General features: G+C 70.0%; 9 protein-coding genes. All 9 read right to left on the reverse strand.

Features of this window, described 5'->3' with window-relative positions; translation table 11 throughout:
* Positions 1-110: 110 nt before the first annotated feature.
* The 9 genes from WMF39_RS46930 to WMF39_RS46970 all read right to left on the reverse strand — a co-directional run bounded on the left by WMF39_RS46930 (position 111) and on the right by WMF39_RS46970 (position 14,383).
* The gene (locus WMF39_RS46930; protein ID WP_437742934.1) at positions 111-3,983 is read right to left on the reverse strand and encodes a protein kinase domain-containing protein; all 3,873 of its coding nucleotides are present in this window, start codon (positions 3,981-3,983) and stop codon (positions 111-113) included.
* Positions 3,984-4,082: 99 nt separating this feature from the next.
* Entirely contained in the window at positions 4,083-5,570 is a 1,488-nt protein-coding gene (locus tag WMF39_RS46935) for an OmpP1/FadL family transporter (RefSeq protein WP_437742935.1), read from the reverse strand.
* A 29-nt stretch (positions 5,571-5,599) separates the two neighbouring features.
* Positions 5,600-7,426 (reverse strand): acetyltransferase, encoded by a 1,827-nt coding sequence (locus WMF39_RS46940; RefSeq protein ID WP_437742936.1) that lies wholly within the window; start codon positions 7,424-7,426, stop codon positions 5,600-5,602.
* 2 nt (positions 7,427-7,428) lie between these two features.
* A complete protein-coding gene (locus WMF39_RS46945) occupies positions 7,429-9,375 on the reverse strand; it encodes a hypothetical protein (protein ID WP_437742937.1) in 1,947 nt (648 codons plus the stop codon).
* 214 nt (positions 9,376-9,589) lie between these two features.
* A complete protein-coding gene (locus WMF39_RS46950; RefSeq protein WP_437742938.1) occupies positions 9,590-10,906 on the reverse strand; it encodes a ketopantoate reductase family protein in 1,317 nt (438 codons plus the stop codon).
* Between the two features lie 157 nt (positions 10,907-11,063).
* Positions 11,064-11,765 carry a hypothetical protein gene (locus WMF39_RS46955; RefSeq protein ID WP_437742939.1) on the reverse strand — a complete coding sequence of 234 codons (702 nt, stop codon included), beginning with the start codon at positions 11,763-11,765 and terminating at the stop codon, positions 11,064-11,066.
* The gene (locus tag WMF39_RS46960) at positions 11,762-12,943 is read right to left on the reverse strand and encodes an AAA family ATPase (RefSeq protein ID WP_437742940.1); all 1,182 of its coding nucleotides are present in this window, start codon (positions 12,941-12,943) and stop codon (positions 11,762-11,764) included. Before WMF39_RS46960 ends, WMF39_RS46955 begins: the two co-directional genes overlap by 4 nt.
* Positions 12,944-13,022: 79 nt before the next feature.
* Positions 13,023-13,973, reverse strand: a complete 951-nt coding sequence (locus WMF39_RS46965) for a diacylglycerol/lipid kinase family protein (RefSeq protein WP_437742941.1) — start codon at positions 13,971-13,973, stop codon at positions 13,023-13,025.
* Between the two features lie 71 nt (positions 13,974-14,044).
* A complete protein-coding gene (locus tag WMF39_RS46970) occupies positions 14,045-14,383 on the reverse strand; it encodes a hypothetical protein (RefSeq protein ID WP_437742942.1) in 339 nt (112 codons plus the stop codon).
* Positions 14,384-14,387 lie beyond the last annotated feature (4 nt).

A 14,387-nucleotide genomic window follows, 5' to 3' on the forward strand; every position in this document is an offset into this window, starting at 1 on the left:
ACAGCGCGCCGGCTCGCGGCGAACAGCCACGACGTGAACTCATCATCCGATGAGAGCGTCCTGAACCCCACTCCCCTCCACCAAGAGAGAAACGCCTTGCACGGCGAGGATCAGCCGCCGAGCCACCGCCGCGCGAGCTCGAGCGTGCGGGCGTTGTCGGGGACGTGCTCGAGAAAGCGCTCGCGCCAGGCCGGGTCGCCGAGCTTCTCGGCGCGCGCGAGCAGGGCCGTCCTGGCCGCGCTGATCGCGGCGGCGGCCTCGTCGTGCCTACCGCTCGCGGAGAGCACCTCGGCGCAGGTCAGGCGGACGAACGACTCGCCCTCTTCGATGGTTCCGAACGACTCCAGCGTGGCGTTGGCGTCGGCTGCTGTCCGGACTGCGTCGTCGATGCGGCCGAGTCCGAGCAGCGCGCGCGCGAGGACCGCAAAGGCCTGCACGCCGAGCGTCGGTATGCCGGGAGCGAGCGAGATGGCAGCGCGCGCTTCGCGCTCGGCGGTCTCGAGATCGCCGGCGGCGAGGGCGATCCTCCCGAGGCAGCAGCGGGACATCATCTCCACACGCGCGCCGCTCGCTTCCCGGCTCGGCGTGGCGCCTGCTTCTGCGAGCCTCCGCGCCTCGGCCAGCTGCCCGCGATGCGTGAGGATCTGCGCGAGGTTCGACTCCACGACGATCTTCAGATCCCAGAGCTGCAACCGGTCGGTTTCGTCCCTGGATGCGCGCAGCAACGACTCCGCCCTCTCGAAGTCGCCGAGCTCCGCGTAGAAAAAGCCGAGATTTGCTCGGGCGCTGCAGGTATTGCGACGATCGCCAGCCTGGTCAAAGGCGGACAGCGCGGTCTCCAGGCGGTTCGCGGCGGCGCTGAGGTCACCAGTGCACATCGCGTAGCACGCGCGCGCGTCGTGGAGGCGTCCAATCACCTCCAGGTCCTGTATCCCTGATCTTGCGAGAGCGCGCTCGACGGTCTCCATCAGAGCGTCCCCTTCGGCATAACGCCCACTCATGGTCAGCATCATCGCGCCGGCGCTGAGACACGTGAGCTTGACGCACTGAGCGTTGCCTGCGGCTGGCGCATCCGCCGCCATGGCCAGCCATCGCTCCAGCGCGTCGAACGATCCCTGCTTGGACGAGGCCAGGCACAGCTGCTCGATGGCTGAGAACCATGTGGTCGAGCCTCGCTCGACCCGCTCGATCGCCTCCAGGCCTCGCTCCACGGCGAGCGTGGAATCGCCGCTCCATACATGCGCTTCGGCCTGAACTCGGCGGAGCCTGCCCGCGGTCTCTCCAGCGGCGCCGCAGCCGATGCCGCGGTCGGCCCGCTCCACCGCCGTGCGCAGATCGTTGCCGCGAAGCGCCTCTTCCGCGGCGCGCAGGTACGCCTCCGCCGCCCGCGCCGGCGCGTCGCCGAGCTCGAAGTGCTCCGCGAGCGCCATCGCGTCTGCGCCGCCGGTCCGTTCCAGCCAGTCGCCCGCGAGCGCGTGGCCGACACGGCGGTCACGCTCGGTGAGCATGCCATACGCGGCTTCCCGGACCAGCGCATGGCGGAACCCGTACTCCACCTCGCCTGCGACACGCGCCTCGTGGCGCCGCAGGATGAGCTCCCGCCGCGCGAGCTCGCCCAGCCGCGGCGCCACCGGCGCGCCCCCCACGAGGGCGGCGATTCCACCCTGCCAGAACGTCTCACCGAAGACGCTCGCCGCGCGCAGGACGCGCCGCTCTTCGACATCCAGCGCCTCGAGCCGCGCCTGCACCATGGCGAGCGCCGTCTCGGGCGTGCCCGCGCTCCTGCCCTCGGCGACCGCGCGGATCTGCTCCTCCAGCATGAACGCGTTGCCCTCGGCGCAGGAGAGGAGCCTCTCGATCTGCTCGGCGCCGATGCCTCCTCCGAGCACCTCCCGCACGAGCCGCTCACCCGCGCGCCGGGGCAGCGGAGCGAGGCTGAGCCGGAGGCCGTGGCGCTCGCTCCAGAGCGCCGGGAAGAGCTCGTCGACCTCAGGACGAGCGAGCGCCAGGACGAACAAGGGCAGGTCCCTGGCGTGCCGGAGCGCGGCGTCGATCAAGGTCACCGTGGGCAGATCGCCCCAGTGGAGGTCCTCCAGCACCACGAGCACCGGCTGCCGCTGGCACTCGGCCTTGACGAAGTCCACGAACGCCTCGCGGAGGCGATCACCCATCAGCATCGGGTTCTGCCGCGCCGCGCTGAGCTGCACGTCGCCTTCGTCGGGGAACGCCGTCCCGACGAGCTCGCCGAGGAACGCCGCGACGTGCGGGCGCTTGGCCCCGAGCCTCCCGAGCTGCTCGACCCGGTCGCGCACCTTGCTCCGCCGCACCTCCAGCGGCTCGCCGTCGAGGATGCGCATGGCGCGGCGGAGCGCCTGGGACAGCAGGCCAAACGCCGAGCCGGCCGCCATCGGATCGGCCCTGCCGATCCAGATCTCGGCGGCCTCGCGCTGCTCCTCGAGGGCGCGGAGGAACTCCCAGGCGAGGCGCGACTTGCCAAGGCCGGGGGCGCCCACGACGACCACGGCGCTCGCGGAGCCCTCGTCCACGCAGTGGCGCCACTCGGCCGCGAGCTGAGAGAGCTCGCGCTCGCGCCCCACACAGGGCGTCGGCTTCCCGAGCAACCTGGGGACAGTGTCCGGCTCCGCCTTGGGGCCGCGAAGCCAGCATCCTTCGGGCTCGCGCGCCGTATCGAAGCGGCTCACGAGCAGGCTCGCCGTCGCTTCGTCGAGCCGGATGCCCGAGGGCGGCGGGCCGTCACGCCCGGCGATGAGCTGCGCCACGCGATCGACGAGCTCGCCGACAGGCAACCTCCCCTCGATCTCCGCCAGCCCCGTCGCGACGGCCATCGGTGCGCCGCCAAGCACCGTCCGGAGCGCGAGCGCGCAGTGGGCCGCTCGCACCGCGAGGTCGGTCGGGGACTCGGCGCCCGACAGCGCGACGAGCAGCCAGCGCGATTGGAGCACATCGAGGCTCCCGCCGTGGCGCGCCACGATGTCCCGCAGCGCCTGGGTCCGCGCGGCGCCCTCGGCGTCCGAGTGCGTGGCGTCTGTCTCGTCTGTGCCGTTGGCGGTCAAAATGACACACATGACCCTGCGCTCGGCCGTCGTGATCGCCTCGCTCGACGCGGACGGCGCCGAGACGGCGCCCGCTCCGCCGGGGCGCCCGTCGGCCAGCGCCGCGAGCTCCGCTGCGACGGCGGCGCCGTCGCGCGGCCGCTGCGCTGCCTCCTTCGACAGCATCCGCGTCACCAGGCGCTCGAGCGGCTCGGGGATGTCGCCGCGGAGCTCCCCGAGCCGCGGTGGATCTTCCAGGACGACCTTCACGAGCAGCGCGAGCACGCTGCCGCCCAGGAACGGCGGGCGCCCGGCGAGGCAGTGAAACAGCACGCATCCGAGCGCGAACACGTCGGCGCGGGCGTCGACGGCCAAGTCGCCGCGCGCCTGCTCGGGGGAGATGTACCCGGGCGTTCCGAGGAGCGCTCCGGGCGACGTGAGGCTCAGCTCGATCCGGAGATTGCGCGCGATACCGAAGTCGAGCAGCGTGACGCGCTCGACGTCGCCATCGACGAGCATCAGGTTGCTCGGCTTGAGGTCGCGGTGAACGATGCCGAGGCCATGGACGGCGCCAAGCGTTTCCGCCACGCGCGCGGCCAGCGTCACGCTCTCGTCGAACGTCAGCGGTCCTTCGGCGAGCCGCTCCTCCAGGGTGACGCCTTCGAGCCACTCCATGGCCAGGTACGGCTGCCCTGCGCCGGTCACGCCGTGCGCGACATACTGCACGACGCCGGGCAACCGCAGCGTGACGAGCGCCTCCGCCTCTCGCGCGAACCGGCGCAGATCGCGCTCGCTGGCGCCCTGCAGGACCTTGAGCGCGATCGCCTCTCCCGACCGCCGATCGCGCGCGCGGTACACGTCCCCCATCCCGCCGGAGGCGGCGAAACGCTCGACTTCGAACCGATCCTCGACGAGGTCCAGCACGTGCATGGCGCTTCCTATGTACTCGCGCCGGGCACCTGAAAGCGGTTCGGCGCCGCAGAGCCGTTGCCCAACGATGTCGTGCCGCCGGTGGTCAGCGAATCGCCGTCAGAACACGAACTTGAGGTGTCCGCCCACCGTCGCCAGCACCAGCGAGTACTTCCCGTTGCCGAGGTCGTAATCCGAGCCGGTCACCGTGCGCGGCAGGATGCCCTGCACGCGGACGTCGCCCGAGAGCGACACGCGATCGCTGAGCTTCAAGACACCCCCGACGTCCCCGATCAGCCGGTGGTTGTCGGGCGAGGCCACGTCGATCGTGCTGTCCGGCGAGGCCGCCGACTGATACCCGACCGACGCCGTCGCGAGAAGCGCCTCGCTCAGCTTGTACTTGGCGCCGATCTCCGCCCACACCGTGTCGTTCCACCTGCGCGGCAGCGTCACGGTGACGCGATCGGTGATCCCGAGCTTCGGCTGGGCGAGGTCCGGAGAGGAGGCCTCGACGACGAACGCCTCGATGTCCGAATAGAGCACGTACGAGAGGAGCCCATCGAGGCTGAGCTTGTCGTTCACCCGGTAGCCGACGCCGGCGGTGAGCCGCTTGGGGAGCGTGAACGAGAGCTCCACGTCGCCCTCGACCAGCGGCTTGTAACGCAGGCCCTGCTCGGCGAGGTCCTGCGTGAAGAACGGGTGGTTCATGTCGATGGCGAACTTGCCCTTGTACCGCATCGCGGCGCTGTGCTGGTACGTGAGGCCGAAGCGAAGGTCCTTGTTGGGATTGAAGGCCAGCCCGAGGTGGAAGGAGGCGCCGTGCGACAGGGCCTCCTTGATCGAGATGGATCGCGCGAGGACGTCGAGCTCGCGCAGCTCGGACGGCGTGTTCGGGCCGAAGTCGTTGTCCTGCTTGAGGTAGTCGAGGCCGTCGTGGAACTCCTTGAGGCTCCCGAAGTCCTGCACCTTCGAGAGCTCCGCGAGGCCGCTGACGTAGGACACGCCGGCGCCGAGCGAGACCTGGTCGGTCAGCTTGAGCCCGGCGGCCGCCGTGAGCGACGTCGAGACGATGAACGCCTGCCGGAGCTGCCAGCGCTGCGCGCCGTCCTGGAAGCTGAGCGCCGCGGCATAAGGCACGTACAGGCCGACGCCCACGGTCAGGCGGTTCGGCAGGACCGGGATCGCCAGGAAGGCGTTGCCCGTCGGCGCGATCGGCGTCGTCGACACCTCCTCGGCGCGGCCGCGCTTGCTGGCGTCGACGTTCGCCGGATCGAGCGGGAGCTTGAACTGAAGCGTGTCCGGCGTCTGGTACGTGCCGCGCCGCTCGCGCTGGTAGGTCGCGTGGCCGACGATGAGGCCCGCGCCCAGGACGAGCTCCGGCCGCTGGACACCCGCGAGCTCGGCCGGGTTCCAGTAGACCGCCGCGGCGTCGGATGTCGTGGGGCCCGAGAGGCCGCTCGTCACCCAGGGCGCGTCGATGCCCGAGGCGTGCGCGTCCCGCGCCGTCAGGCAGACGAGGCCTGTCGCGAGCGAGAGCGCGGCGAGCTCACGTCGTGTTCGTTGACGCGCACGGGCGCGGGGCCGCGGGGGCGGCAGAGCTCCTTGCATGAGACGGGTCCTCACGGTGGGGGGGCCGATCACTGGATCCGGGTGAGGGTGAGCGAGAGGCGATGGGGGCTCGGCTTGTCGCCGATCCTGATCTCGTAGCGGTGCCCCTCGTCGTCCGCGAAGTACAGCGTATCTCCCGCCTTGACCTCCACCTTCTCGTGGAGCGCGTCGCCGTCGATCTCCTCGGTCGTCGACACCTTCTTCTCGAGCGCGGGGTCGGAGAAGAAGCCAGGGCTCTCGTACGCATAGTCGCGCACGCGCACGCCGTCCGCGTCCTTGCGGATGTCGTCGGGCGCGACGAAGTAGAGGTAATCCCGCTGGCCGGCGACGCCGCTCTCGGTGCTCGGCTGGTAGAGATAGAAGTCCGCGTCGCCGGCGGCGTTGTTGTTGAGCTCGAGCGCCATGTCCTTGAGGACCGCTGGATCGCTCGCCAGGTTTTTCTTGATGCTCGCGACGAGATCCTCGGTCTTCACGCCGACCGGCACGTCGCGCAGGGTCACCTCGAGGTCGGCCTCCCCCTCGGCGAGGCCGCCGTCATGGAGCCGCGCCTGGGCCACGTCGAGGAGGATGTCCCAGAAGTAGGACGGCGCCGGAGGCGGGTCTTCCAGGACGACGCTCTCGTCGACGCTGATCTCGGTCCACCCGCTCTCGTCGATGCAGACCTTCACGGCCTCGAAGTCGCTCGTCGAGGTGCCCGCGGGCGCGTAGCTGGAGCAGTGATCCTCGATCTGCGCTGCCCTGAGCTCACCCGCGCGGGCGAGGATGTGCTCGAACTCCCAGAGCGGCTGTTCCCACACGGGCGAGTTGCCGCGCGGCGCGGGCTCCCGGCTGGTGCCGCCCGGCAGGAGCATCGCGTTCTCGGGGATGGCCAGCGTCAGCTCGCCGATGCTCAGGTTCCTGGCGAGGTTGTCCAGAACGAGCCAGTCCTCCTGGCTGAAATCGAACAGGGTGTCTATCTGGCCGGGCGTGCTGTTGACGCTCGCGACGTCGGCCATCGTGGCGTCGACCCCCTTGTACGGCAGGGCGTTGACGTCGACGCGGACCGTCATCGTGAAGTCGTCGAGGGCCGCCTTCACCCCCGACGCGGCCTTGATGAAGCCGGGGTGCTCCGCGCCGCCCGGGTCGTCGGGATCGAGCGGCGTCGGGCCGAACTGCGCGGCGAGGCCGGCGAAATCGGTGACGACGTCGTACAGCGTGACGGGGATGGAGTGCGGCGCGACGGGGTAGACGCCGTCCGGGTGCTCGTCGTTCGGCGGCCCTCTCCGGTGCTGGGTGTTCGGGTGGGTGCTGACCAGGTTCTCCAGGACGGCCTGTGAGGTGATCTGGACGGGGATGAGCCGCTCGTTGCCGGCCGCGCCCGTGAGGTCCGAGAGGATCTTCGACGTCGAGAGCCCGACGGCGTTGCCGACCCCGAGCAGGCCCTCGAGGCTCGTGCCGCGGAGGTCGGCGTTCTCCGGCGTCATGTTCAGGAGCCCGACGAGGTTCCGCGACGCCGGCGGGAGCGCCGCGATCTCCGCGGGGGGCATGTACATGACCTTGAGCAGCGCGTTCTCGATGAGCGTCGAGATGTCGAGATCGAGCAGCCATATCCCCTCGAGGGTGGGCCGCGGAATGGCCTTGAGCTCGTCGAGCGTGAGCGTCTTGGCGAAGCCCCTCGCGTCGAACCGCAGGAACTCGAGCGTGAGGGTGCGGCTCTCGTTCATGCCGAGCGCCGGCGGGGGCGGCGCCTGCTCCACCGTGACGGCCTCGACGCAGCCGGGCAGCGCAGAGGAGAGCGCGGCGGCGACCAGGGGGCCGAGCCGGGAGAGCCGGCGGGCGGCGGGTGCGGCGGGGCGGGTGCGGTCTCGCGCTTCCATGATCAGAGCTTCTCCACGTCGGCGGTGATCTCCACCGGATCGTCGCTCTCGGGCACGTAGAAGCGGACCTCGTAGACGGCGCCCTCGTCGTCCTGCATGTACAGCGTGGTCTCGCCTGTCGGCAGCCTGTATTTCTCGTGCGTCGTGTCGTCGACGCCGTCGAGCTCCTTCGTCGAGACCTTGCTCGCCTCGCTGAGATCCGGGCTCGTGAAGAAGCCGGGACTTTCGTAGGTGTAGGCGCGAGGGGCCTCCGAGCTTTGATCCGAAGGCCGGAGGTCGTCCTCGGCGACGAAGAACAAGGTGGGCGCGCCGTCGGGCGCGCCGCGGCCGTAGAAGAAGTCGAGCCCGTCGTTGTTGATCCAGTAACGGCCCAGGATGATCTCCGCGATCTCGTTGGCCTGGCTCTGCAGGGTCGGGCGGAGGTCGGCCACGATCTCGTCGGCGGTAAGGCCGATGCCGACGTTGTGGAGCGCGAAGACCGGCTGGGCGGCGCCTTCGGGGATCTCGGGGCTGCCGTCGCCCGTGGGATCGTGGATGGCGACCTGGCCGACCTCGGTGAGCAGCTCCCAGAAGAACTGCGACGGCGGTATCGGGGGCGGTTGGTCGGAAACCAGGTCGGTGAAGGCCGTCCAGCCGCGCGGGTCGCCGTTCTGGCCGATGGTCACGCCCACCCGGCACGTCCCGCTCAGGCGGAAGTAGCACCCTGTGAAGGGCACGCGCTCGCTATACGTGAGATAAGCCGCCTTGCCTACGATGTGCTCCATCATGAATGGAGGGGTGGACCATACCGTGTCGGCGCCGACCGGCATGTCTGGACGGTTTTCCTTGCAGGCGGGCGCGTCGGCCTCGATGCACGCCTTCACCTTGGCGGGCAGCTCGCGCAGCGAGATGCGCATATCGATCGTCGGTGTCGCGGCGATGCCGCTGATCTGGAGCTTCTCCGGGTCGGTGAAGTCGAACCGGAGCGGCGCGTCGCCGTCCCGGAGGAACATGTCACCGCCGCCCTTCGAGAGATCGACCCCCGAGACCCTGCGCAGGCCGGACTCGGCGACGACGCGCATCTGGAAGTCGGGCAGGAGGACATCGCTCTTCGTCGTGAACGTCTCATCGTCCCGCACGAGCACGCCTGGATGATCCCCGCTGGGGCCGAGCTTCTCGGACAGCGGCTGGAGATCGACCAGGGCCTCGTAGAGGCTGACAGGCATCCTCAAGCCATCTGGACTGGCGATGGCCGGGTGCGTGCCGAGCAGCTGCTGCTGGAGGGCGAGGATGAGCTTGGGTATCGGCACGAAGGGGGCCGTCCGGTTGCTGCGCACGGCCGTCGGATCCGGCTGGACCGCCAGATCGAGGGTGATGCTGTCGGCGAGGACGTCGGCGAAGTCGAACGCGAAGGTGCCCGGATTCTCCTGGAAGATCGCCTGCAGCCCCTCGAGCGACGTCCCCTTCACATTGGCGTTGGCGGGCGTCATGCTGAGCAGCCGGACGAGCGCGAACTCCGGGGAGTTCTGCCACTCGATCCCGAAGCTCTGGCCGAGCTCGGTGAGCGAGCAGTTATGGCCCGGGTCCGGGCTGTCGTTCTGCCACGAGGTACCACAGGCGTTCTGGATCTGCTCGAGCGCGTTCCGGAGCAGCCCGGTGGTGTCCACGTCGAGGATCGTGATCTGCTTGGCGCCGTCCTCGCCGAAGACCTGGAGCGCCTTCTGCTTGTCGAGCTCCAGCACGACGGACGGGACCTCGGCGTCGTCGATGCGCAGGCGGAATCGGTTCGGCTCCTCGATGACCACGCCGCCGCCTCCGCCGCCCTCGCCGCCGCCGCCGCCGCCCGCGGCCCCGCTGCCGCCGCCGCCTCCGTCGTCGCCGCACGCGGCGAGCGCGACGAGCAGCACGAGGGAAGCGCCGCGGAGCGCGGCGCCGCGCCGGGAGGAGAGGGCGAGGGAGAGGTGCGTCATGCGAGGGTTCCTCGTCGAGGGATCTCTCGGGATCCGCAGGAAGAGACGCCCGATGCTACCGAACTTCGACGCGGCGGCGCGACAAAGAGTTCGTGCCGCGACGGCGCGGTGAGCTCGATCCGCGACGACGCCAGGCGCGCCAGGACACGTGTCGGTGTCCTTCGGCTGCTCGTCTGCTTGTCGGTGTTCTGTCGCCGAGCTGCTCGGTGCTTGTCTACGCGTCCCTGAGATCGCTCTGGACGTTCGCTGCTGGCATGGACGGCTCATCCGACGCGTCCGCCTGTGCGTTCGTTGCGGTCGCGAGCGGCTCGCCCGACGCGTCCGCCTGTGCGTTCGTCGCGACCGCGGGCGGCTCGTACGGCGCGGCCGCGGGCGGCTCGGCCGGCGTCGCCGGCGGCGGGGGCCGCATGGACGACGGCGCTCCCACGAGCTCGCGCGTCCGGTCGAAGAACGCGCGCAACAGCGTGAGGCTCGGCTTGCGCTTGCCCGCCGCGATCGCGAGCACCTCCTCGCGGACCGCGGCGTTGATCGGCGTCGCGATGCCGAGCGCCGCGCCGCGCTCGATGACCTCGCCGTTCAGGAAGTCGACGGCCGGCGGGCGGCCTCGCTCGATGGCGGCGAGCATCGAGGAGCGCATGCGGCGGAAGCGCGCGCCCACCGCGAGGAGCAGCGCGTGCTTCGCGAAGAGCCCCGGCGAGCCCACGGCGGAGCGCTCGGCGTCCGTGAGCGCGATCCAGTCGAGATCGAGCGTCCCTGCGACCTTCTCGAGGCGCACGCCGAGCGCGCGCGAGACCTGCACGGTCTCGGTCATGATCTCCAGCGCGAGGCGGCGGACGAAGCGGTGCCTGAGCAGCGCGCCCAGGCGATCGCCGCCGACGGTGCCGAGCGACGAGATGGCGCAGTTGATGGCGAGCTTCGACCAGCGCGCCCCGGCGAGGTTGTCCGTCACGGTCGTCGGTCCGATCGCCTCGAGGATGCGCGCGAGCTCATCGAGGCGCGGGTCGTTCGCCCCGTCGAGCCGGCCGAGGACGAAGCCGCCGCTCGAGGTGCGGTCGTACACGCCAGGCTCCACCATCGAGGCGCCCCACGCGACGATCCCCCCGAAGGTGCGCTCCGGGCCGGCGATGCGCGCGATGCGCTCCTCGCAGAGGCCGTTCTGGAGGCAGATCATGGCGCCCGTCGGGGCGAGGTGCGCGACCGCGTCCCGCGCGGCCTCCTCGACCTGCGGCGGCTGCGTCGCGAGGAGGATGTAGTCGAAGGGGCGGGTGTCCGGGCCGAGCTCCCGCACCGCGCGGCCCCCGACCGTGCCAGGGCTCGCGTCGCCGCGCACCCGGAAGCCGATGGCGTTGATGGCGTCCGCGATGAGCGCGTTCGTCGTGAAGGCCGTGACGTCGTGGCCCTGCTCGAACAGGTACGCAGCGATGATGCCGCCGATGCCGCCGCAGCCGACGACGAGCAGCCGGGGGGCGGAGGAAGCGGGGGCCACGGAGGCACCCGGGGCAAGCTCGGCAGGTGAATCGATGAAGCTCATGAAAGATCCATTACCACCGCTGCGGCGCGGGCTCGATGGGCTCGAGGGGAGCGGCACAAGGGGGCAGGGGTATCGGAAGCCACGGCGGCTTCCGCAGCGCGTCATGGGTGAGGAGCGGGTGATGCGGCGGTGGCTCGAGGGGCGGCCCGCATGGGCGTTACAGCCCCGCGTCCCCAGCTGCCTCGAAGGCTGAGAGCAGTTGCCGGAAGCTCTGGATGTGCCCCGTGCGCGCGCAACGCGCCCGCAGCGCGTCGAAGTACGACGGCTCGATCACAACGCCTGGGCGCTGCTTCGTGTAGCGATGACTGCGCTCGATGAGCATGGCCTTGAGATACGCCAGGTGGAAGCTGGCGCGGGTGACGTAGCCCGGATAGGTCCCCATCCGCTCGGGATCGTCCGCGCTCACGTCGTAGAAGCGCTTGAAATCGACGAGCTGGGGTGACTGTGGGCCCGCGCGGAGGAAGCCGTCGTGCCCCAGAAACCAGGTCTCGATGCAGCAATGCTGGATGATGATGCGGATCTCGAGGGAGGGATTGGTCCTCGCCATGCGGGTGCCCTGGAGCTCGGCCTGCACGGCGCGGTGGACCTCGGCGTAGCGAGCCTCGTATGTATCCTCGTCCGAGTCGATGCAGATCCAGAATTCCTGCACGCGACCGGGGTTGGCTTCGATGTCCTGGAGGAGGCCGGCGATCCTGCGATAACAGGAGGGATAGCCCTTGCCGCTCACAAGGACGTAGCCGTCGGCGATCAAGTCGGCCACGTTGGGCACGCGATGCAGCGCGGGGAGCCGATGTCGGAGCCATGCCTCGTAGACCCTCGGCTCGGTCTCGGCACCCTCCACGAGGAGGACGAGGTTCATCCCTGGACCCCGTGCTCGTACTCCGGCAGGTTGATGAGGCGCGTGAAGCGGTCGAGGTGCGAGCGCTCCTCTGCCATCGCCGGGATTTTCTCGGCGTCGAGGACCCGCACGCGACTGCCCTTCCGGGTGACGATCTTCCAGTGGCTCGGCGGGATCTGCTCGATGATGTAGGGGTGGTGGCTGGTGAGGATGAGCTGGAGGTCCGGCGCGCGGCTCAGGAGGAAGCGTGTCACGGCAGGAAGACAGTTGACGCCGAGGCTCGACTCCAGCTCGTCGATGAGCACCACCGTACCAGGCGGAGCGAACGAGAGATGGATAAGGAAGGAGAGGTAACGCTGCATGCCAGAGGACATGTCGTAAAAGGAGATCCAGCTATCGACGCCCGACTCGGCTGCCGTGAGCGCGAGGTTGTAGCTACCCCCTAACTCCTTGCTCGCCTCAGAGCCCAAAGGGTAGTAGCGCTGGACCTTGAGCTTCTCGACAGTGGGAAACGCTTCCCGGAACGCGTCCTCTATCTCGGAGAACGCCTCTGGAAACACCTCCTGGAGAAGCTCGGCCTTGTGGTGCAGCGGCAGCGTGAAGTCCGCACCAAGATCTGCCGCGGATTGGTAGTTGCCCCGCCGATTCTCGAAGTGAGTCTCTGTCGTAAATCCATGGCTCGGCAACGTTTCGAGCGCTGATCGAGGAATGCAGCGCGAAAAGGCCTTGTAAAGCGGAGCCATCTGCGGGTCTTCCTTGAGGACGGCAATTGCGCTCTGCGCCCGGTCCAGCTTCGGGAGTGCATGGCCATTCAGAAGGAAGCGCTCAGGCGAGCGTTCCACGATGGCCCGGTCCCCCTGGAGGATGCGCTCGGTCCGGAGGAGGGGCGGCTCCTCGGCGTGCAGCGCGCCGTGCTCTTCTGCCCCTCGCCCGACGCGCGGCTCCAGCTCGGCTTCCCAGCGGTACGTGAGCCCTTCGTGCTCGAAGCCGATCGCGAAGCTGGCCCCGCGGATCGCATCGATCAGCTCATCCTCTTCCTTCTCCCCGAGCGCCACGGCACGGACCTGTTCGATCGCCCGTACAATCCGCGTCTTGCCCGCCCCGGACACGCCGACCAGCAGGTTGAACGCATTGAGCACCATCGGCTCGAGCGTCCAGCCACGCCCAGCGCTCTGAAACTCGAAGGTCAGGATCCTCATACGGCGGCCAGTCTACGCGCCTGCCCCATTCCGGCTAGCCCTGCCGGCTCGACTGCAGCGCCTCCCCTCGCGGACCCCCTCAATCGCCCGGCGCCAGCACCTCGATCGCCTTCGGCTCCAGCGTGACCGTGATCGGCAGCTTCCCGAGCGGCTCGCCGTCCACGTCGAGGAAGAACGCCTGCTCGACGTCGCGGTTCAGGAGCGTGAGCTCGATGCTATCGCACCGGAAGTGGCGCACGTCCGGGTGGCGGATGTGCGAGCCCGTGTACATGCCGGTCGACACGGCCGCGAAGCGGAGGTGGGGCGCGGCGCCCAGGTCGATGACGTCGAACACGCCGTCGTCGGGCTTCGCCATCGGCGCGAGCTGCATGCCCGCGCCGAAGAAGCGGCCGTTGCAGATGCCCAGCATGCGCGTCGAGATCTCCTCTTCGCGCCGCTCTCCGCGCAGCGTCGTCACGCAACGCACCCGGCCGACGCGGCTGCGGACGAGGCCCCGGAGCGAGGCGATCGAGTAGGCGAGCGTGTTACCGAGCACCCGCGACGACTCGTTGACGAGCGAGACCACGATGCCGCTCATCCCCGTGGAGAGGACGTTGACGAAGAACGCGTCGGCCCGCTGGCCGTCGCGCGTCTCGTACGAGAGGCGGCCCACGTCGAGCCGGCGCGTGTGGCCGCTCGCGATCGCGGTGCAAAAGCTGTCGAGCCGGCGGGTGAGCTTCAGCGTCTTGCAGAGATCGCTGCCGGTGCCCGCGCCGATGATCCCGAGCCGCGTGCCGGTGGCGCCCCGGTCCCTCGCCTGCATGAGGCCGTTCACCACCTCGCTGATGCTGCCGTCCCCGCCGACCGCCACGACGGTCTCGCGCCCGCCGAGCGCGGCTTCGCGCGCGAGATCGACGGCGTGGCGCGGGCGATCCGTGCGCACGATGTCGACGTCGCCGAGGATGCGGCGGATGGGCGTCAGCATCTCGTCGAAGAGCCTGCCCGTCTTTCCGCCGCTGGACCGGGGGTTCACGATGAGGAGGGGGCGCATGCGGGCACCGATGCTAGATGCCGCAGGCCGCCCAGGGCGAGGTGTTTTTGTCGCGAGCCCCGCGGCGGCGGTCACTGCTTCGTGCAGCCGCAGCCGCAGTCGTCGCTGAAGTAGCTCCAGCCAGGCTCGCACACGAAGCGGATCCGGGCGCACTCGTCATGGCTCTGCCCGACGTACTTGAGCATCGGGCTGTCGGTCCCGCAGCCAGGCGGGCTGCTCGTGCCCGGCGCGCCGCCGGCGCCGGTCGGCTCGCCCTCCGGGCCCCGCACGCTCCCCGTCTCCGCGCCCTTCGCGCTGTCGGCCGGCGGAGCTGCCACGGGCGCGCCGCTCGGGGCGCCGCGGCAACCCGCGACGAGCGAGCCGAGCAGCACGAGCAGCGATGGCGAGGAGAGGAGGTATCGAGTTGGCATGAAG

It is taken from the genome of Sorangium sp. So ce1504 (genome assembly GCF_051521635.1).
In the GTDB taxonomy this organism is placed as follows: Bacteria; Myxococcota_A; Polyangia; order Polyangiales; family Polyangiaceae; genus Sorangium; species Sorangium cellulosum_B.

Coding starts and splice junctions, on each gene's coding strand:
- WMF39_RS46930 (WP_437742934.1), bottom strand. CDS start 3,983: ATGCACGTGCTGGACCTCGTCGAGGATCGGTTCGAAGTCGAGCGTTTC.
- WMF39_RS46935 (WP_437742935.1), bottom strand. CDS start 5,570: ATGCAAGGAGCTCTGCCGCCCCCGCGGCCCCGCGCCCGTGCGCGTCAA.
- WMF39_RS46940 (WP_437742936.1), bottom strand. CDS start 7,426: ATGGAAGCGCGAGACCGCACCCGCCCCGCCGCACCCGCCGCCCGCCGG.
- WMF39_RS46945 (WP_437742937.1), bottom strand. CDS start 9,375: ATGACGCACCTCTCCCTCGCCCTCTCCTCCCGGCGCGGCGCCGCGCTC.
- WMF39_RS46950 (WP_437742938.1), bottom strand. CDS start 10,906: ATGAGCTTCATCGATTCACCTGCCGAGCTTGCCCCGGGTGCCTCCGTG.
- WMF39_RS46955 (WP_437742939.1), bottom strand. CDS start 11,765: ATGAACCTCGTCCTCCTCGTGGAGGGTGCCGAGACCGAGCCGAGGGTC.
- WMF39_RS46960 (WP_437742940.1), bottom strand. CDS start 12,943: ATGAGGATCCTGACCTTCGAGTTTCAGAGCGCTGGGCGTGGCTGGACG.
- WMF39_RS46965 (WP_437742941.1), bottom strand. CDS start 13,973: ATGCGCCCCCTCCTCATCGTGAACCCCCGGTCCAGCGGCGGAAAGACG.
- WMF39_RS46970 (WP_437742942.1), bottom strand. CDS start 14,383: ATGCCAACTCGATACCTCCTCTCCTCGCCATCGCTGCTCGTGCTGCTC.